The 19,735-nt window shown below is 39.4% G+C and carries 21 protein-coding genes and 1 riboswitch; of the genes, 13 read left to right on the top strand and 8 right to left on the bottom strand.

Going from position 1 to position 19,735, the window contains the following annotated elements:
• Positions 1-384 precede the first annotated feature (384 nt).
• Positions 385-1,104, bottom strand: a complete 720-nt coding sequence (locus tag N9I19_RS14765; protein WP_317778218.1) for a pentapeptide repeat-containing protein — start codon at positions 1,102-1,104, stop codon at positions 385-387.
• Positions 1,105-1,120: 16 nt separating this feature from the next.
• The gene (locus N9I19_RS14760) at positions 1,121-1,399 is read right to left on the bottom strand and encodes a PadR family transcriptional regulator (protein ID WP_375166274.1); all 279 of its coding nucleotides are present in this window, start codon (positions 1,397-1,399) and stop codon (positions 1,121-1,123) included.
• A gap of 404 nt (positions 1,400-1,803) precedes the next feature.
• On the opposite strand from N9I19_RS14760, the gene N9I19_RS14755 reads away from it, so the two are divergent.
• The 5 genes from N9I19_RS14755 (at position 1,804) to N9I19_RS14735 (ending at position 6,332) form a co-directional block, all read left to right on the top strand.
• Positions 1,804-2,421: a class I SAM-dependent methyltransferase gene (locus tag N9I19_RS14755; protein WP_317778217.1), complete on the top strand. Its 618-nt coding sequence runs from the start codon at positions 1,804-1,806 to the stop codon at positions 2,419-2,421.
• Positions 2,422-2,880: 459 nt separating this feature from the next.
• Entirely contained in the window at positions 2,881-3,564 is a 684-nt protein-coding gene (locus tag N9I19_RS14750; protein ID WP_317778216.1) for a class I SAM-dependent methyltransferase, read from the top strand.
• A gap of 261 nt (positions 3,565-3,825) precedes the next feature.
• Positions 3,826-4,530, top strand: coding sequence for a class I SAM-dependent methyltransferase (locus N9I19_RS14745; RefSeq protein ID WP_317778215.1), 705 nt, complete (start codon positions 3,826-3,828; stop codon positions 4,528-4,530).
• Between the two features lie 425 nt (positions 4,531-4,955).
• Complete coding sequence (locus N9I19_RS14740; RefSeq protein WP_289336966.1) at positions 4,956-5,789, top strand: STAS domain-containing protein; 834 nt, start codon at positions 4,956-4,958, stop codon at positions 5,787-5,789.
• Positions 5,790-5,927: 138 nt separating this feature from the next.
• Positions 5,928-6,332, top strand: coding sequence for a DUF2283 domain-containing protein (locus tag N9I19_RS14735; RefSeq protein ID WP_176431908.1), 405 nt, complete (start codon positions 5,928-5,930; stop codon positions 6,330-6,332).
• Between the two features lie 49 nt (positions 6,333-6,381).
• On the opposite strand, the gene N9I19_RS14730 is transcribed toward N9I19_RS14735, so the two are convergent.
• On the bottom strand, positions 6,382-7,038 hold the full coding sequence (locus N9I19_RS14730; RefSeq protein ID WP_317778214.1) for a potassium channel family protein: 657 nt from the start codon (positions 7,036-7,038) through the stop codon (positions 6,382-6,384).
• Positions 7,039-7,061: 23 nt separating this feature from the next.
• Positions 7,062-8,396 carry a TrkH family potassium uptake protein gene (locus N9I19_RS14725; protein WP_411730449.1) on the bottom strand — a complete coding sequence of 445 codons (1,335 nt, stop codon included), beginning with the start codon at positions 8,394-8,396 and terminating at the stop codon, positions 7,062-7,064.
• A gap of 172 nt (positions 8,397-8,568) precedes the next feature.
• Positions 8,569-8,711, bottom strand: a riboswitch (cyclic di-AMP (ydaO/yuaA leader).
• A 332-nt stretch (positions 8,712-9,043) separates the two neighbouring features.
• On the opposite strand from N9I19_RS14725, the gene N9I19_RS14720 reads away from it, so the two are divergent.
• Positions 9,044-9,235: a hypothetical protein gene (locus N9I19_RS14720; protein ID WP_317778213.1), complete on the top strand. Its 192-nt coding sequence runs from the start codon at positions 9,044-9,046 to the stop codon at positions 9,233-9,235.
• A gap of 457 nt (positions 9,236-9,692) precedes the next feature.
• A complete protein-coding gene (locus N9I19_RS14715; protein WP_317778212.1) occupies positions 9,693-10,952 on the top strand; it encodes an MFS transporter in 1,260 nt (419 codons plus the stop codon).
• A gap of 68 nt (positions 10,953-11,020) precedes the next feature.
• On the opposite strand, the gene N9I19_RS14710 is transcribed toward N9I19_RS14715, so the two are convergent.
• Positions 11,021-11,620 (bottom strand): TetR/AcrR family transcriptional regulator, encoded by a 600-nt coding sequence (locus tag N9I19_RS14710; protein WP_089362763.1) that lies wholly within the window; start codon positions 11,618-11,620, stop codon positions 11,021-11,023.
• A 117-nt stretch (positions 11,621-11,737) separates the two neighbouring features.
• Between N9I19_RS14710 and N9I19_RS14705 the strand changes: the two genes are divergently transcribed.
• From N9I19_RS14705 to N9I19_RS14690, 4 genes are all read left to right on the top strand, one after another.
• Entirely contained in the window at positions 11,738-12,463 is a 726-nt protein-coding gene (locus N9I19_RS14705) for an ABC transporter ATP-binding protein (RefSeq protein WP_317778211.1), read from the top strand.
• Positions 12,460-13,476 carry an ABC transporter permease gene (locus tag N9I19_RS14700; protein ID WP_317778210.1) on the top strand — a complete coding sequence of 339 codons (1,017 nt, stop codon included), beginning with the start codon at positions 12,460-12,462 and terminating at the stop codon, positions 13,474-13,476. Before N9I19_RS14705 ends, N9I19_RS14700 begins: the two co-directional genes overlap by 4 nt.
• A 244-nt stretch (positions 13,477-13,720) precedes the next feature.
• Positions 13,721-14,341: a VanZ family protein gene (locus N9I19_RS14695; protein ID WP_089362766.1), complete on the top strand. Its 621-nt coding sequence runs from the start codon at positions 13,721-13,723 to the stop codon at positions 14,339-14,341.
• Between the two features lie 304 nt (positions 14,342-14,645).
• Entirely contained in the window at positions 14,646-15,347 is a 702-nt protein-coding gene (locus N9I19_RS14690) for a GntR family transcriptional regulator (protein ID WP_061465163.1), read from the top strand.
• Between the two features lie 137 nt (positions 15,348-15,484).
• On the opposite strand, the gene N9I19_RS14685 is transcribed toward N9I19_RS14690, so the two are convergent.
• Positions 15,485-15,679, bottom strand: a complete 195-nt coding sequence (locus N9I19_RS14685; protein WP_317778209.1) for a hypothetical protein — start codon at positions 15,677-15,679, stop codon at positions 15,485-15,487.
• 387 nt (positions 15,680-16,066) lie between these two features.
• Here N9I19_RS14685 and N9I19_RS14680 point away from each other — a divergent pair, with 387 nt between their 5' ends.
• Complete coding sequence (locus tag N9I19_RS14680) at positions 16,067-16,597, top strand: GNAT family N-acetyltransferase (RefSeq protein WP_317778208.1); 531 nt, start codon at positions 16,067-16,069, stop codon at positions 16,595-16,597.
• Positions 16,598-16,758: 161 nt separating this feature from the next.
• Here N9I19_RS14680 and N9I19_RS14675 read toward each other — a convergent pair whose 3' ends face one another.
• The gene (locus N9I19_RS14675; protein WP_317778207.1) at positions 16,759-17,466 is read right to left on the bottom strand and encodes a 4'-phosphopantetheinyl transferase family protein; all 708 of its coding nucleotides are present in this window, start codon (positions 17,464-17,466) and stop codon (positions 16,759-16,761) included.
• 384 nt (positions 17,467-17,850) lie between these two features.
• On the opposite strand from N9I19_RS14675, the gene N9I19_RS14670 reads away from it, so the two are divergent.
• Positions 17,851-18,636 carry a PhzF family phenazine biosynthesis protein gene (locus N9I19_RS14670; protein ID WP_317778206.1) on the top strand — a complete coding sequence of 262 codons (786 nt, stop codon included), beginning with the start codon at positions 17,851-17,853 and terminating at the stop codon, positions 18,634-18,636.
• Positions 18,637-18,786: 150 nt separating this feature from the next.
• On the opposite strand, the gene N9I19_RS14665 is transcribed toward N9I19_RS14670, so the two are convergent.
• Positions 18,787-19,650, bottom strand: a complete 864-nt coding sequence (locus tag N9I19_RS14665) for a DMT family transporter (protein ID WP_317778205.1) — start codon at positions 19,648-19,650, stop codon at positions 18,787-18,789.
• Positions 19,651-19,735: the final 85 nt, after the last annotated feature.

Here is a 19,735-nt window from a genome sequence, read left to right as displayed (position 1 = left end):
TGACATTTTTCCCTCATGTATTTAATGGTGCGATCATCATTGCCGGTTTCTCGACGATGACCGCTTCACTGTTTGGTAGTCGATCCGGCTTTTATACATATTGATAGGTTCAGTGATATGCACGGTATCGATTTTAGGATTGTTACTTCCATACTTTACATTCATGGATTACCCAAATGATGGGGAACGTACTGCCGTGAAAAGGTAAATTGAAAACGTAAAAACCCTGTGCTAAGACGTGTATTGTCTTAGCACAGGGTTCTTTAATCAATCATTCCCCCATGCTCATCCCTTTTAAAACGACCGCAGTCAAAAATACGGTCACGCAAATGATTGAGGTGGATACGACAATCGCAATTGGTAAAGTCATTGGAAATCCCTCCTTTAGATGATGGTCACGCTGCTAAGATCAACCTTCGCACCATTTAAAAAGTTGTAAGTAAGTTTATCCATCGAAGCTCCAGTAAAGTCGATTTTCTTTAAATCGGACATCCGGAATTGAACATTGATGAGTGTGGCATCACGAAATGATGCCTTTTTCAATGAAGAACCCTCGAAAATGGTTTGGTTGAATGTTTCCCCATCAAATGTAAGACCAGATAAATTACAGCCTTTAAAATGGGTCTTATTATAAATGCTGTTCTTGAAAGTTACGCCTTTTAAATTCGCGCTTTTAAATAAGGTGCTCGTTAAATTGACGTTTTCAAAGATGCATTTATTTAAGTTACTGCTTTTAAAGGTGCTGTTCGTTAGGTCGGAATGGCTGAAATCAGAGCGGCTTAAATCACAGGAATTGAATTTCCCGTCATGCACGGAAACCGAGCGAAAGTCTGAATCCAATAAGCGATGTCTGGAATAGTCCATGTTTATCGCCTGCTCAAGCTCACTATAGTGAAGATTGAGTGATTCCATGAGTTCTGATACTTCTCCAATTGAATCCACAGTCAGCTTATACGCTTCCTGCTCACTAGAGCCATTCTTTTTATGGTCATTATATTTTTCCAGTAAGTTTTGCAGCAGTTCTTCTTCCAATTCATTTGCTGTTTTTGCATTTTTGTACGGTGCAAAAATGCCATGAACATGTGCATGCAGTTTTTCAATCACATTTCATCTTCCTTTCTTACAAGAGGCGTTCAAGTATTTGCTTGGCAAGTTCCCAATCATTTTTATTTTGCGTATATGTGTCTTCCCCGATGGGGGTGATTTTGTAATATTTCCTTCTTCCGCCTTGTGAAGCATCTCCCCAATAAGAGATGATGCATCCGTCCTTTTCTAGACGTTTTAAACTGGAATACATGGTCGCTTCCTTTAATTCATATTGCTCATTTGAACTCATATATATCAGTTTGCTGATTTCATAACCGTATTTATCGCCACTTTGCAGGAGTTTTAGAATCATCGTATCTACATGTCCGCGAAGCAGGTCAGAGGATAGCTGTCGTTGAACCAAATCCTCACCTCCTGTGGTATATCTTATAATGTATTACTATGACAGTCAAGGTAATTTATTAAAATGGTTGCAGGTGTAAGGTCTGTGTTTAAAAAGGTATGGCCTTTAGATTTGGAGGGTTGTTCTTTATGGAAAGAAATACAGGGAAACCTAATGTCGGACACGGCAGGAGCAAACTTATGATGATTTAAGGAAGAAAACCAATAGTGGGAACAGTTTTTTAGAGATATGGCATACCTGACCGTTATCGTGGAAGGAAACATCGCATTCTGAATGAACTTTACATATCCGCTTGGAAGGGATTTCATATGCTTTATAGAAGAAGTATGTAAGAGACCGGGGAGGTATGGATGTTGAATAATTCGTGGAATAAAGTAATTTATAAGGTTTGGTCTCCAATATATGACAAAACCTTCAGTGCCCTCTTTTTAAAAGCCAGGAAAAGTATATTTGAAGAGATATCATTTCATGACAATGCAAAGGTTCTGTTTGTGGGCGTAGGAACGGGTGCCGATTTAGAGTTGATCAAGCACCTTGACCTTGAGATAACGGCGATAGACCTTTCGGCTGATATGCTAAAAAAGGCGATGGTTAAATATGGGGATAGATCGATCACTTTCCTGGAGATGGATGCACAGCATATGGAATTCGATAATGAATCGTTTGACTATATAGTTGGAAGTTTGGTCCTTTCCGTCGTACCTGATGCAAATGAATGTCTTCAGGAAATGATCAGGGTTTTAAAAGGCGAGGGGAAAATAATCATATTCGATAAGTTTATCTCTAAAGATGAACGGCTTTCATTACCCAAAAAGCTTCTGAGACCCATCATTAGATTTTTAGGTACAGATATTGGCTTGAGGTTTGAAGACTTGTTCAGTAGACATGAAAAAAATATGAAAATGGAAGAAAATCGATCGATCATGCTGAATGGAATGTATAGAAAGATAATTATCAGTAAACGGATATGAAGAGTAAAGACCTAAAAGGTGTGAAAATCATTCTGAAAAATGGAAGGGTTCAACGAAGTTTATTTTCTTCATCATGGTTTATAACCTTATATTTTTATAATGATAATGAACTTACAGTACTCATATAGATTTGGTAATCTAAAATGATTACCAATCATCGTTCATATACTCATCAATCATACCTTTTGTTTGTTTTGCCTTTGGTTGGCTAATTTTTAAGTAGATTTATAGAACGGAAAATCCCAATTAAGTCTTCCTTGGTTTTTCTAATCGTCGTTATTACATCCTTTATCAGTATGCAAATGATTGGCCATGATTATATCTTTTCAATGCTTACTGCCATCAGTATGATTTTAACCCTATTATTATTTTCTTGGAGATATCGAGAACTGCTGGTGATAGAGAGGTAGTTGTGGATTCTCTTAATCGGCTGGGATATTTTTTTCATGGGGGATTTATTTGTTTGTCAGTCTTGCCATTTTGATTGTTATAGTTATGGCTGCCAAAGTGATGGTAAAGAACAATAATATTGAGGAAGCTGGTGGAGGCATGTTTCAGAAGTGGATTGGGAGTCAATTGAAAAATCCGAAAGGACCTCTCTCCAAATGGGTGGGCAGGTATATGGAGAGAGGGAACCATACTATAAATGATTGGACAATTGGCTTATTGAATAGTAATGGAAACGAAAAAATTCTGGAAGTCGGAATGGGAAATGGCTCCACATTAACTAGATTGGCTCAAGTGAATATTCTTGGCAGAAATTATGGTGTCGATATTTCCGAAAAGATGGTCAAAGAAGCAATGAGGAGGAATAGGAAGTATCTGTACGATGGGGTGGTGGATATACAGGTAGCCAATATTGAAAGCTTACCTTTTAGAAATGACTTTTTTGATAAAGTATTCACCGTCCATACCATTTATTTTTGGGATGATATTGATCAAGGCATATGTGAAGCATACCGAGTGTTAAAACCGCATGGAATGTTATTTTTATCTAAAACCAATATGGAAATGATGGAGCAAACGAAGGACTTTAAACTGTATTCAATCCAGGAGATAGAAAGTAGCTTGGTACAATGCGGATTCAAGGACATCAGGATACATAATAGAGATGAGTTTTATTGTTTGGCAGCTAAAAAATAGGAACCTGTCCGTAATGTTGATAATGGGGTGTTTCTATCAAGGAGCGTAAGTATGAGAGCACCGTTGTCTATCATTTCTTGCCTTTCTAATGGATATTGAGCTGATCAACGGTTATTAAGTAATGTTGGATTATCAATCAGAAGGCAGTTTGAGTGCGACTTTGCTAGCTTTACGTCATATGTAACGATGCAGGTGTTACATGGCCGCCGGGCGAAATCGGTATAATTAAATTGTGGGATATAATGGGAAGAGGTGATGGTTTTGTCGGAGACGATTACATCCTATGAAGATCTATTGAACATGCTTGATTCGTTATTGCGTGAGCCAACTGCATTCTGGAATGGTTTTTATGAAGACCGGGAAAAGGGGGTTCCCTTTTTCGGAAATCTCCCTGATGAGAATTTGGTTCATTACTTTGATAGTGAGCTGCTTGGGTCTGGAAAGGTTCTTGAGCTTGGGTGCGGTCCTGGAAGAAATGCTATTTACCTTGCTCAAAAGGGCTGTTCTGTTGATGCGGTTGATCTTTCAAAGGAAGCCCTGGAATGGGGAAAAGAACGAGCGGCAGAAAAGAAAGTCCAAGTGAACTTCATTCAAAGGAATATATTTGAGTTGGAAATTGAGGAAGGGCGATATGACTTCGTATATGATTCAGGCTGTTTTCATCATATCGCACCACATCGAAGGATCAATTATTTGGAGATGGTGAAAAAGGCGTTAAGGCCTAAGGGATTGTATTCGATTACTTGTTTTATAGAAGGCGGCATATTAGGTGGTGCCGACATCTCGGATTGGGAGGTATATAGGCAAAGAAGCCTTAAAGGCGGATTAGGTTTTACTGAAGAAAAACTTAGAATGATTTTCAAGGAATTTGAAGTGGTGGAAATGCGTAAAATGAGGAAAAAGGAAGAATCTGATGAAACCTTTGGGGTGCAAGGTTTATGGACGGCTTTATTTATGAAAAAGTAATGATCATTAGATGGGTGAAACGGTGATGGGATGGTTTAAAGGTTATGGATAGTGCGGCTCAATGCCACTAAACGGAGGATCTGGGATCAGGTCCTTTTTTCACGTGAAAAGAAAATGGTTTGGATGAAGGTGAAATTGTTAACAAAAAATAAAGATGGTAAACTATAACAAAAAAATGACCAGAATAATAGATGAATGTTTTTAAGAATCCTTTTTTTAAAAATCGGCAGTTGTATGGTTTCAAAAATAGCTGGGAAGGTAAATGGAAAGAGGGGACCATTGGGGGGATCTTTGATGCTTACTTTGTTGATTGAATCGTTAACTTTCAATACCCTTACAATGCTGATTCCAGTCTTTCAGTAGCGATGATTTATCGATTGCTGAGACCAATTGGGATGATAAAAAAATAAATAGGTGGGGAATTTATGCACAGAAATAAAGAACTATATTCATTTTTATTAGGTGTTGCAGCACAATTGACTGAGGATTGGTACGCAACATTGAATAAAAATGATAAGGCGGGGGTTTATAGCTCACCTGATCCCGAAGTAATTAAAAAGCTTAAGCAACAAAATAATGAATTCCATTTACGTTTCTTTCAGGTCTTTGATACAGAGGAAAGGGAATACTTTGAGCATCTTGGTGAGTGGATTGAAGATATCGGTCAGGATGAGCAGCATTTAAACACACCCATCTATTTTATATTGAGGGAGTTCTTTCGAACGCAAGAGCAATACTTGGATTATATTGATCAATTCGTGGCATTGCATGGAGATCAACATACACAGGAGGAAATAAACTCCTGGTACCGGATAGTGGTCAAGGTGCTCAGTGAAGTGATGGAGCGGTTTACGGAAGCGAATCATAGATATGCCAATAAAATTATGAAAGCCCAGCAGGCAACGATCGATGAATTGAGTTCGCCTATCATTTCCCTTAAAGATAACACGGCGTTGCTTCCCCTGATCGGTGATATTGACACGTCGAGAGGCATGTCCTTGCTTGAAAACACATTACAAAAATGCGCTGAAAAAAATGTCACCAGGCTTTTCATTGACCTATCGGGCGTCCATGCAATAGATAGTGTATCCGCCCACCAACTGTCACAATTGATTGAATCCTTAACTTTGATTGGAATCCGGACAACCCTTTCAGGACTTCGGCCGGAAATAGCCAAGACTGCTGTTAAGCTTCAACTGCCTTTTGATAAAGTGATGATAAAATCCACTCTTGCCCAAGCCATCAATACCATTAAATAATACATACGTATTCATGGCAGGGGAATGTTCGTTTTAGTGAAAAAAGTATAAAATCCATTCAAGAAGACCGCCATAAAGCGGCCTTCTTGAATGGGTAAACATAAAAATGAAACCGCTACAGAAAAGGGAGGTGGAACTATGGAAAGGCATATGACATTTGATGATGATGCGGGTATGGGCTATATCTATTTAGCCGAACCATTGAAGCACACCATTACAAAAACGGACGAGCTCCCGCTTAACGAGGATATCATTCTGGATTTCGGCAAAGGCATTCCAATCATAGGAATTGAATTGGAAGGTGGAACAGCCTTGAAAATTAAAGGTCTGGCTGATGAAATGCCTACATTCACAATAGGAATTACAGCTGATGGTGAAAGCTATTATTCCTTAAGATTGAATGATGTACTTGTAAAACGGTCAGTTACTCATCCTGATGCCAAGAAAATAGTGTTTCTCTTTTCAGATCCTGACTGCAGGGAATTTATAGGAATCGATATATATGACACGAAGTCCTATGATGAATCATTCTTAATCGGCTGATTTTAGTTCATCTTCATACAGCCAGAACCGGAAACGAGAAGGGGAACCATTATTCAATATTTGCAAAGACGGCAAGATCTTCTTTATTGCCAACCACTAAAAGCATATCTTTTTCATGGATATCCTGATCGGGTGATGGTGCTATGATAATTTCCCCATTACTCACGATGGCAATGACGCTGATATTATATTTTGCGCGTAAATCCAGCTCCCTGAGGCTTTTTCCCTTCATGCTCATGGGGACTATGATTTCCTCGATATTGTATTCTTTAGAGAGTTCAATATAGTTCAGCATGTTAGGGGACAGAAGCTGGTTCGCGACCCGTTCCCCCATATCCCTCTCAGGATAGATGACCCAGTCGGCTCCAACTTTAGTGAGCACCTGACCATGATTTTTATTAAGGGCCTTGGCAATCACCTTTTTGACTCCAAGCTCTTTTAAAAGCAAGGTAGTTAAAATGCTTGATTGCATATCAATTCCGATGGCTACGATGACACAATCGAAGTTGCGGATTCCAATGGATTTCAATGTCTCTTCTTCAGTCGTATCCGCAATGACTGCATGGGTAACGCTCAGTTCCGCATTCTCGACTCTTTCCCCGCTAATATCAACACCCAATACCTCTTGGCCAGCCGTATATAATCTATGGGCCACACTGGTTCCGAATCTGCCTAAACCAATCACGGCATATTGTCTTTTTCCCATCTTTTACACTCCTTCATTTATGTTTAACCAATCATGATTTTCCCTTTTGGACGTCGGAACGGATCTGGTTTGCGCCTCATAGCGATGGCAAAGGCCAAAGTCAAAGGACCCACACGGCCTGCAAACATCGTGAAAATGATGAGCATCCGGCCAACCGGTGATAATTCGGGGGTCAAACCCATTGAAAGTCCCACGGTGGCAAATGCTGAAGTGGCTTCAAATAAAATCATCAAGAAGTCACTTCCGCTTTCAGTGATGGTCAGCAGAATGGAGATGATTGAAACCATGAATACGCCAATGAATGTAACGGATAATGCTTTAAAGATCGTTTCACTTATAATGCGGTGACGGAATAATACCACATCACCCTTTCCTTTAATCTGTGACCAGACCGTTCCGATAAGCGTCGCAAATGTGGTTGTTTTAATCCCGCCGCCAGTCGATCCGGGTGAAGCCCCAACGAACATCAAGAAAATGATGAGCAGTAATGTGGGTTGAGTCAAATCAGGGATATTCAGCGTATTGGAGCCGGCCGTCCTTGGTGAAACCGATTGAAATAGAGACGATAACGTTTTACCCATGAAAGATAAAGGCTGCAATGTCTTGGCATTACCGAACTCGAATAAAAAGATTAAAATTGCGCCGGCGATTGTAAGTGTCAGGCTAGTCATCAGAACAACCTTCGTATGTACGGATAAACGATGGGTATCACGATATTCGTATAGTTCATTCATCACGATAAAACCTATTCCGCCAAACGTGATCAGGAAGGCGACCGTAAGGGTTACGAATGGATCCGATACATAAGGGGTCAAACTCTTGAATTCTCCCATTAAATCAAAACCGGCATTATTGAAATTCGATATGGAATGAAAAACCCCGTAATAGATCGCTTTGCCGATTGGCATGTCAAAAGAAAAGCGAATCGATAAGATAAGGGCACCCATGCCTTCAATGATGGCCGTGAAAATTAAAAGCCGTTTTACTAACTTGACTATACCTGCCATGGAAAGATTATTTAAGGATTCCTGCAAGAGTAACCTGCCTTTTAAAGAAATCCTTTTGCCTAAAAGGAAAAAGAAAAACGTCGCAAATGACATGAATCCTAAGCCGCCTATCTGAATCAGTGTTAAGATGACCAATTCACCAAAGGTGGTGAAGGTCGTTCCCGTATCCACTACGACAAGTCCTGTTACACATGTAGCGGAGGTTGAGGTGAATAAAGCATCCAGAAAAGCAAGGCCATTCCCATTTTCAGTAGAAATCGGCAGGGTCAGCAAATAGGCCCCAATAAGTATCAGGGTGGCAAAGCCGAGTACAAGGATTTTTGGCGGATCGAATAAATTTTTTGCTTTTATCAATTGATCATCCCTACCTTAAAATGACATGTGTAAAACTGTATGAATATCTTAACCATCAATCCTGTTATCAAATCCTTTTTAAGCATAATAAAAAGACCTCCGTAAACATCGAACAGCTATTTTGTCACAAAAAGCGTGAAAAAATAGCTCCCGAAATAGGCGGTCTTATGACCTCCTTCGCTTTAGCCGACGAAGTTAGCTGACGGGTAGGATGGCGAAAGAGCTGATCTCATCCCTTCTGCATGGCAGAATTAACCCCAAATGATTGGGTCCTCCGTACTCAATTCCTTTGAGTTTTGGCCGAAATGTATTAAATTGATAAACGTATTCTACTCCCAACATTTAGTAGTTGTAAACCCCTAAATTGTAAAAAAATATTTCTTTAATAAAACTGAAAATTTACGTTTTATTTACATTGATAAAACGTATTGACAAATATTAGTTAGCACATTATGATAGGTTCGATTAATCCGATTATGATAACAGTTTCGGTGTACTTGATTCAACACTTTCTAGCTGAACAGGTCATTGCCAATCAATGTTATTAATATATATAAATTATTTTTCTTTTGAAAAGCATAAAGAAAAAGTCATTGCATTCGTATTTAAAGGTTTCAGACATTTTATAAAAAAGGCGGGCAATTATGGAGAAGACGTTCAATAGATATGTTATTAACGCTACAGGCAAGGGTGGCCAGACATATTTAACACAATGCCAGGATAAAGATGCACTAAGGAAATGGATAGCCGATCATGAGGACCAAATCATAATGAATGAGTTAAGGATAACGGATAAGAAAAAGAATCCGTTATTAAAATTGTTTTCCCTAAAGTAAATCAGCTGAATCCAAACATTCATTTAACGGTATTCAATTATGTCATTCCTGTGTCTTATTCGGGAACGCTGAGCGAAAAATTCCTATCTTGTTTTGCTTTCAAACTCATTTAATTTTGAATGAGTTTTTTTGTTTTGAAAATTATAACGTTTACAAAATTAGACCATTAATGTTAAAGTTTAGGGAAAATGTGATTCCGATGAGAAAAAAGTAAATGAAACGCAACTTTCCAGTGCGCTTGGTAAACTGGAAAGGAGTAACTGGGATGTATTGAAGCTTAAAGGGAGTTCCCGTTATAGTGCATAGTTATTGCATGCTGTTAATGCAATACGGCATAAGATTAATAATGGTGACATATTAATTGGCACCGTTCTATTGATTCCGTCCCCAAGACGCATTTCTTGGGGACGGTTTTTTTTTATTGTTTTTATATTTTCTTTCTAGGGAGGGGGAAGCGTTGACATTCAGAAATTCATTAGTATCTTGGAAATATCCTTCCATTCTATTGTGCGGGATCGGGATTTCCAACTTCGGTGCTTGGGTTTATTTCATTGCACTTAATTTAATCGTGCTGGATATGACTGGCTCAGCCTTGGCGGTTGCTGGACTGTATATCGTTAAACCGATGGCTGCCATATTTACGAATGTTTGGGCCGGCAGCGTGATCGACCGGATCAATAAGCGGAATCTAATGATCGCACTTGATCTATTTCGAGCGGTATTCATGGCTTTGCTGCCATTGGCTTCTTCTATTTGGGTCATCTATTCCCTTGTCTTCGTGATCAATATGGCAGAGGCCATGTTTGTAACGACATCAAGGACTTATATAACAAAATTAATCCCCATTGAACAGCGGAAACGATTTAACTCGTTACGAAGCTTGATCGATTCTGGAGCTTTTTTGATTGGACCAGCGATAGCGGGTATCCTTTTCTTAATCGGTACACCGGTTTTAGCCATTTATATTAACGCGGCTGCCTTATTATTATCCGGTATCATCACTCTATTCATGCCTAATTTTGAAAAGGATCATCCCCTTGGAAAATCCAGTCATTACCTGTCTTGGACCATCATGAAAAAGGATTGGGGCATCGTCCTGGATTTCAGCCGGAAATCTTCCTATATCATGCTCATTTATTTCTTATTCAGCTGCATGGTGGTGATGGAAACGGCCATCGATTCCCAAGAAGCAGCGTTTGCCAAGGCCATACTCCTTTTGTCGGACAGCGATTACGGATTCCTTGTAAGCATCGCCGGGGCAGGCATCATTGCGGGTGCCATAGTAAATGCCGTATTCATCAGTAAAGTGCAAATCTCGTACATGATTAGTCTTGGATCTTTATTTGTCTCGATAGGTTATATGATCTATGCCTTTTCGAATTCCTTTTCATTGGCCGCCATCGGTTTCTTCATCATTGCCTTTTCTCTGGCTTTTGCCAATACAGGCTTTCAAACCTTTTATCAAAATAATATTCCTGTGGAAATCATGGGCAGGGTCGGAAGTGTTTTTGGCTTGTTAGAAGCTTTATTGATCATCATCACTACCGCAATTGTCGGTGTTTCAGCTCATTTCATTTCGATTCGGTTCGTGGTGATTTCAGGTTCAATGCTCATGTTTGCTATATCCATTTTATTGTCCATGCTTAGTATGAAGGCCTCGAAGAGCAGGTATTATCAGGTTGGAAAGGCAGAGGTCAAAGCGGGGGGAAAGATGTAAGTTTAAAGGGGGATTATCCCATTTTATTATCCTAAAGGCATGTAAATGGAACATGCCTTTATAAAAGTTCATTGAATGAATGTCCGTAATTGGCTGATGAAGTTCAGGATTTGAAAATGAATTTTCGCCATTTCTTCAGCCGTTTGCTCTTCGCAATTCTCCAGCCACTCCTGTATAACGCCTAAAATCGCAGATGTCATGAAGGCGTGCATATACATGCGGAATGCTTCATCTTTAGCTGCTGGATGCTGGCTGATCAAACGCTCCAATAGTACTTCACCGAACACAAGCTTTATTTTTTTTGCAAAAGAAGGATCTCCCTTATCTCCAAGAATGGCCCTTAATGCGTGCGCATGTTCACTGATGAATTGAAAAATTGCTACGAAAGGCGGGTAAAGTTGTTGTTGATGGAGAGCCAAAAAAGCCTCTTTCGGCAAAATGGCAGTAATTCGAGTTTGAAGTTCATTTAACAATTCCTGCTGTAAGTGATCCATCAATTCATATTTATCTGTGTAATGCAAATAGAATGTGCCCCGATTAATGTTGGCGCGCTCTGCAATTTTCTTCACTGAGACATGTGAGAACCCCTCTGCTTCAACGAGTGCAATAAAATGATGTTGTATCTGCTTTTTCGTCTTTTGTACCATATCCTCATGAAATTCCGCCATTGAATGTCTCCTCACTAAACATTTTTCGAAATGTGTTGATTGTATTAGACTAAAAGCTACCTTAGAATGATGATACACTCAACACCGTGTTAATTAAAGAGGGAGGATGTGTGTACAATGAAAAATGCGATTTCCATTGAAGGAATTGCTAAGGGTTTTCATCATAAAAAGGTCATTCAGCCATTGAGCCTGAATATTGAAAAAAGTGGAATTTTTGGCTTGTTAGGTCCATCCGGATGCGGAAAGACGACCTTGATTAAAATGATTGTCGGATTGATTAAGCCCGATGCTGGTAAAGTCACGGTTCTGGATCATGAAGTGCCAAATGAAGCACTGTTAATGGATGTCGGCTATATGGCACAATCCGATGCTTTATATACAGATCTGACGGGTGCTGAAAACCTCGAGTTTTTTGCGAAGCTATACCGTTTTTCGAAAAAGGAACGAAGGGAACGCATTCAATATGCAGCTGAAATCGTACAGTTGACGAGTGACTTGAACGTTCGGGTTGCGTATTATTCCGGGGGGATGAAACGCCGTCTGTCACTGGCGGTTGCACTCATCCAAAATCCGGAGATTCTCATTTTGGATGAACCGACAGTGGGAATGGACCCTTTGCTGAAACGATCCATTTGGCGGGAACTTGAGCGTTTAAGAAATGAAGATCATAAGACGATCATCATCACGACGCATGTGATGGATGAGGCGGAGCGATGCGATAAACTGGCGATGCTGCGTGAGGGTGAAATCATCGCATCAGGAACCCCGGCGGCTTTAAAAACACAATATGGAGCGGAAACGCTTGATGATGTTTTTTTAAGGATTGGAGGTGGCCTAAAATGAGAATTGCCTCTCTTGTTACGCGGATTACACAGCAGATGCGCCGGGATCGAAGGACGCTCGCTTTATTTTTCCTCGCTCCATTGCTCATTTTAACGCTCATGTATTTTATTTTCGATACAGAAGCGAGTGATTTGAAAATCGTTGTTACAGGCAGTAATGAAGCTATGGTTAAAGTATTGAAACAAGCGGATTTTCAAGTAACGGCTGCTGAGGAATTTTCACAGGGGAAAATGATTGAAAATGATACAGATGGCTGGCTGCAGGTTGAAAATGGCAAGATAAAACTGACACTATTGAACGACGAACCTAACCGTGCAAAGGCCGTTCAAATGCAAATGATGCAAGGGCTGCAAGGGAATGGAAAAAATACACCCTCAATTGAGAAGCAATATGTATACGGGGATGCCAAAACAAAAGGTTTTGATACGTTCAGTCCGATGCTCGTCAGCTTTCTCGTGTTCTTCTTTGTATTTTTAATAGCAGGGATTGCACTTTTGAAGGAGCGAACAAGTGGTACGTTGGAACGGTTGCTTGCTACACCGATTAAACGATACGAAATCGTAGCGGGGTATGTAATCGGATATGGCATATTTGCGCTCGTTCAAACCTTAATTGTCGTACTATATGCTGTAAATGTGTTGGATATCGTCCTTGTTGGCTCCATTTGGCTCGTTTTATTAACGAATATACTTGTCGCGCTTGTTGCATTATCGCTTGGTACATTACTATCGAGTTTCGCAACATCTGAATTCCAAATGGTACAATTCATTCCGTTGGTCATCGTGCCGCAAGTCTTCTTCACAGGGATTTTCCCATTGGATGGCATGGCAGACTGGCTGCAAAAAATCGGCAAGGTCATGCCGCTCTATTACGCATCGGATGCCATGAACGGGATTATGTACAAAGGTTTCACTTTCAATGAGGTTTTACTGGATTTACTCATTCTCCTGGCATTTTCCGTCGTTTTTATAACCATCAATATTATAAGTTTAAAAAAATACCGTGCACTATAAAATGAACATCAATAAACAAAAAAGCCGGATTCCTGGAAAGTGAGGAACCGGCTTTTTTTGTTCTGCCGGATGAAGGTCGAATTATCCTTCGTTTCGGTTGATTTATTCGAAAGAACTTCCCCTTGACGAACATACCGGCAGTTTTCTAAATGACAGGTGTATGTAGTTTGTTGACGGCTTGTTAAAGATGTCCTAGGATATAATGATATGCATTGATTTGGAGAGAAATAGAAGGGGGAGTTACATGTCTCGAAAATCCGCCATGCTTTCCCTTTTGCTGTCGCAAGCCCTGTTTTTGTGCGGTTTACCTCTTTTCCTTCAGCTTCTATTATATTTGAATCCTTTGGTGATCATGGTTGTTTGGTTTTGTATACTTCTTTTCGTTTCGTTTGCGGTCCTTTATTTTCGAGGTGAAACGGTGATGATTCCGCGCCTTTTGTGGCAGGCAGCCTTGATTTGCTACAGTTTATCATTATTGGTTTTGCTGTTCTTCCGACCAAAAGGGCAGGTTTATTCGTATAATTTGATTCCTTTTTCTACGATACTTTCATATTTATCGAACGAAATGAACGGGCTTGTGTCATTTTATAACCTTAGCGCCAATGTGGGTCTGTTCATTCCATTCGGGCTGTATTTGTTGTCCAGGGATGGGAAAGAGCCATCTGCTTTAAGGAAATTTCTTTATCCATTCATAACGATCTCAGGTATTGAAATCTGTCAGCTCGTTTTTCGGCGCGGAAGTTTGGATGTCGATGACCTGATACTGAATATGATGGGTGTTTATTTGGGGTACGTACTGTATCCTTTGTTCACGAGTGTGGTAGTGTTCCGTTCTGGAAAAAGTAAAAGGGTGCAGAGGCAGTAAATCTCACTTCAAGGGTAAAATGCTGAACAAATTAACTTGGGGCCTGAAAGGGAATGCGGTTCCTCGCCAAGATTATAAATAACTATGATACTCAATAGATTTGGAGACATCCTATCGTTAAACGATTTGATGTCTCTTTTTTTGGTTTGAAATAAGGAACGGCTTAAGGATTGAACATGCCTGTTCCAAAAGAAACTGAGGTTTCTTTACAATCGTTATAAAATAAACTATTGTAAAGAAAACCTAACATTTAGTCTAAATTATTGTTCGAAATCATTATGTATAGAGGAAGGTATAGGGAAATATGGGTGTAAAGTATAGAATGGTCGTAGAACAAATGGAGAAAGAAATATTAGAAGGAACATATACATTAAATACTAAGTTACCTACTGAAGAAGAGTTGATGAAGAAGTTCGATGTCAGCAGGAATACCATAAGAAAAGCAATCAATATATTGGCTGAACAGGGTTATATTTATCAAGTTCAAGGAAGCGGGATATTCCTAAGGGAATTTTCCAGACCTGGCTGTATTTCGATGAAGAATATGAATGGCTTAACGAAACAGTTTGAAAAGGATGAAATGACAAGTGAAGTGTTGAAGTTAGATTTAATAGAAGCTGATGAAAAATTGGCCGAAAAAATGAAATGTAATCTGAAAACCAAAATCTATAACCTCAAACGGGTTAGATGCTTAAATGGTGAACCCATTGTAATAGAAGAGTCCTTTTTCAATAAAGATATCATCCCCATCATAAATAAAGAAATCGCAAATGGTTCCATTTATGAATATATAGTCGAGGATTTGAAGCTGAATATTGGTTTTGCAGATAAAATCATTTCGTGTGAGAAACTAAATGATGATGATGCAAAGCTTTTGGACTTGCAACCAGGAGATCCGACTTTAATTGTAGAAAATACGGTGTTTTTAAAAGCAGGAGTCGTTTTTGATTTTTCGATTGAGAAATATAATTATACTTCCGCAAAACTATTAACATTGACAAATTAAAATGCTTTGAAAAAAGAGCGACTGCATTTAATTGGCAATCGCTCTTATTATTTATTCAGCAGTATAAATGGGCCAACTCCAAAACACCTCACCGTGTGCAATAATGTAGCGATCCAAGAAAATTACACAATTAAGGTTTAGAGACGAAAGATCTGTAAACTCCATAAGTTTCTCTTTGTATCTATTATTTGATAGCGATCATTCAATAGGTGGGCAATCGGAATCCCATGTTCACTCAGGTAGTCAATTTCTTGAACCTCTTTTATTTCATCTAAACTAAAAACATGAAGACCGCCCCCTATTTTTTCACCGTCGTCACCCGAGTAATTCATATATTCTTGCCCCATTATGGAGTGTTAAGAACGCCTTGTAATCTTCAGGGAGTTTGATGTTATTTACAAAATTCCGGGTATTCCTCTTTTTATCATCAGAGAAACTGCTATTCGTATCTGTCACTCTGCCATTTAATTTTTTTATCCGCAAAGAATTCTTGTAAAAGTTCTGCAAACTTGATATTGTGAAAGTGCCATTTATATCCAATTAAACAGTCTTTAATTTAATTTTTTTGGTAAAAAAACTAGGGTAAGAGGGCGATGAATTATGAAGGTAGCCCCCTATTTTGGTGACACTTTTCGCAGATAAAGTAAAAGTTAAGAACCTGCAAATTGAAATATTTATCTAGTGATTTGTCATATATGAATTCATAGGAGGAATATTAAATGTTTCCTAATTTAGAAACAGACAGACTCATCTTGAGAGAAATAACTCATGAGGATGCAGGTGCCATTTTTTCTTGTTTTTCTAACGCTAACGTCATACGTTTTTATGGTCAAGATAAATTAGAGAGCGTCGAACAAGCTAGCGGATTTGTAGATTTTTTTTCTAAAAGTTTAAAGGAAAAAAGAGGAATAAGGTGGGGGATCGAAAGAAAAGGAGAAAAAGGGTTAATAGGAACAATTGGATTTAATGCTTGGTCTCCTAAACATAAACGGGCGGAAATAGGCTACGAAATCCATCCTGACCATTGGAAAAAGGGATATATGGCTGAAGCAGTCTCGAAAATTCTTTTATACGGCTCGGAAACTCTAGGATTAACGAGAATTGGTGCTGTAGTTTTTATTGAAAATGTACCGTCAAACAATTTACTTAAGAAAATGGGATTTCAACAAGAAGGAGTCCTAAAAAACTATATGTATCAAAATGGTGAAGTATATGATACAAATGTTTACTCTTTTCTTCCTGAAAAATAATGTATGTAAGAAAGACACGTAATCATCATAATAAGGTTTTATGCATGAACACATGACTGAGGAGTTTAAATACCACAGTCATGTGTCTTTTTATTGTTCATGTTGAATGAACAAACAATGCAGGCTCGTTATTTAGTCGGCTTACATTGTAAGATATTTAATTATTTTGGAAGTCTACTGTCGTGCATGAGATAAGAAAAAATTTTAGATGCATCTAAGAAACTAATAGATTCAGGAAATTTATCATGAAGGGCACAAGCTGCTAGCTTATAATTTTCTTGAAAATCAAACATTTTCACATGAAATTTGGTGTCATTCAATGTGCTTTCTTCGAAATGGATCGACGTTACTTGTCGGTTTTGACGGGCGTAAAAGCTGTTTAATGGAATACTTAAGCCTTTTCCGATATTTTTTATGACACTTTCTTTTATCGTCCAGAGTTTGTAAAAATAATCCTTTTTACTAGTTGTTTCCTTCATTTCTCGGCTTTCAAAAGAGTGAAAAAATGAAATTAAAGCTTCATAGTCTATATCTGTCATTAGTTCAATATCTATACCCACTCGTTTAGTATCGACAATGCAAACAACCCAACTGCCAGAGTGTGAGACGTTAAAATGGAAAGCTGCTTCATTACAATATGGTTTGCCATATTCATTTCGTCGTATCACAAGGGGGATGAAAGCCTCTTTCTGGTTCTGGAGATAGATATAGTGAATTAATAATTCACCGACTACAGTTCTAACACTATCTTTATAGTGTTTAAAATTTTTTGCTTTCCTTAGGGTTTGTTTTGATAAAATGTGATTGTATGTTGTGTATTCAAAATTAAATTCATTAATACCCTCAATGTTAACTGCGTAAATTTCCATTTTGAATTTCTCCCTTTACTAACAAAACTAGATTTTTTCAGTTTCTGCATTTTCATCTAACAAAGCGATATGCTGCTTTTCCTTATTATCTATTTCTTATGTATCATAACTTCTTTTTTTAGTTTACATCCTATTATTATGAATGCCTTAAGGAATAGCATGTTTCGTTTCTTGAAAAAATTGTATAATTTCATCTTAATCTATAACTGTAAGGTTTCAAACTAAAAAAAGAGAGAAAAGTGTTAATACATAGAGTAACTTCGGCTAAGGTTGCTGACTTCAATAGGTAAACTATTCCAAATGTGATTTGGTATAATTATAACTAACAGTTTGCTTTTTGTGGAAATGCATGACGGGCAATACTATTTAAGGAGGCATTTTTTCATGGAATTAACGATTATTAATACGTTTACAGATCAACCTTTTAAAGGGAACCCTGCTGCTGTCTGTCTTCTTAGCGGGGGAAAGGACAGTGAGTGGATGCAACGAATAGCTAAAGAGGTTAATTTACCTGTTACTGCGTTTATTCACCTTCATAATGATGAATGGCAGCTGCGTTGGTTCACACCTTCGATTGAAATCCCGATTTGTGGACATGGGACGTTGGCAAGCTCTTTCTTTTTGTGGGAGAAAGGATACGTACCAAGGAATGAAGCAATTGTCTATCAGACAAAAAGCGGGATTCTCACTGCCAAATTCGTGGATGGGATGGTTCAATTGGAATTTCCGTCATTAATGGAGCAGGAGACCGCTGCCCCGGATTTACTGATAAAGGCTTTGGGCGTTGTGCCTACGTATGTTGGTCAAAACAAATGGGATTATCTAGTCGAAGTTCAATCAGAGGAAATCGTAAGGAACTTAAAACCAGATATCGATTTGATTGCCCAATTACCGACTCGGGGTGTCATTGTAACGAGTCGATCGAATCTCAATGAATATGATTTCGTCTCTCGTTTCTTTTCCCCTGCCCAAGGCCTTGACGAAGATTATGTTACGGGCTCTGCCCATTGTTGTCTGGGGCCATATTGGGAAAGCAAGCTGGATAAAAATATCTGTATTGCCTATCAGGCATCGGAAAGAGGAGGGCTAGTCAAGGTTGAAGTAGCGGAGGACACAGTTAAACTTTCTGGCCATGCCGTGACAGTATTCGAAGGGAACTTGACTATTTAACGCTTGGTCACGGATGAAAATCATTTTAAACGTGAGGTCAAGCTCAGAGGGTCAATATTCTTTGAGTCTATGAAAAATACGGACACTGCAAAATGATAAACGAGCCGGAGCAAGGATTCTGTTCCGCTCGTTTTTAAAATGGGCCATGTGTTACCTTGCGAATCGCCGGGCGGCTGCCACGCATAGTACAACGGCAATATTCACAGCTACGAGTGCCGGACTGACTTTCTCATTTAGAATCATAGCAGCAAGGAGCAGCCCAAAAAAAGGTTGAAGAAGCTGTAGCTGCCCAACCGCTGCAATACCGCCCTGGGCGAGACCGCGGTACCAGAACACGAAGCCGATGAGCATGCTGAATAAAGACACATAAGCAAGGCTGAAGAGAGCAGGATCACCGATGTCCGCCCACGAGTCCGGCGTATAATAGAACGAGAGTGGCAGCATAAGGGGAAGCGATAGAACGAGAGCCCAAGAGATCACCTGCCAATTCCCAAGCTTGCGTGAGAGCCGAGCTCCTTCTGCATAACCGAGACCACATACGATGATGGAAGCCAGCATGAATGCGTCACCGATCGGCGATGATTCCCCATTTTGGATTAGGGCAAAACCTGCGACCAGGAAGCTGCCTGCAACTGAAAAGATCCAGAAGGAGGGTCGAGGCCGTTCACCCCCCCGAAGTACCCCAAAGATCGCCGTCGAGAGCGGAAGAAGCCCAATGAAGATAATGGCATGCGCAGACGTGACATATTGCAGGGCCAAGGCTGTCAGCAACGGGAAACCAACCACCACGCCAAATGCTACCACCAATAAAGGAACGATATCGCTTCTGACAGGACGTTGCTGCCGGAAGATGAAAAGGAGAGCGCCAGCCAATACGCCAGCTATCGCAGCGCGGCAGACGGTGAGGAATAACGGATCGAAATCCGCTACAGCCAATCGTGTCGCAGGTAGCGAGCCGCTAAAGATCAGTACGCCAAGAAAACCATTCATCCAACCATTTGCTGCTTTGTTCATTACAATCACTCCAAATCATGTTTCTTCTTGATTAAACTCCTTTAAATGACTAAATCAATTTTTTATCTAGATCCTCTTATTAACC

It is taken from the genome of Peribacillus sp. CSMR9, from assembly GCF_033141925.1.
In the GTDB taxonomy this organism is placed as follows: domain Bacteria; phylum Bacillota; class Bacilli; order Bacillales; family DSM-1321; genus Peribacillus; species Peribacillus simplex_A.
Note: the sequence above shows the minus strand (reverse complement) of the source record. Positions and strands in the feature narration are given on the sequence as shown.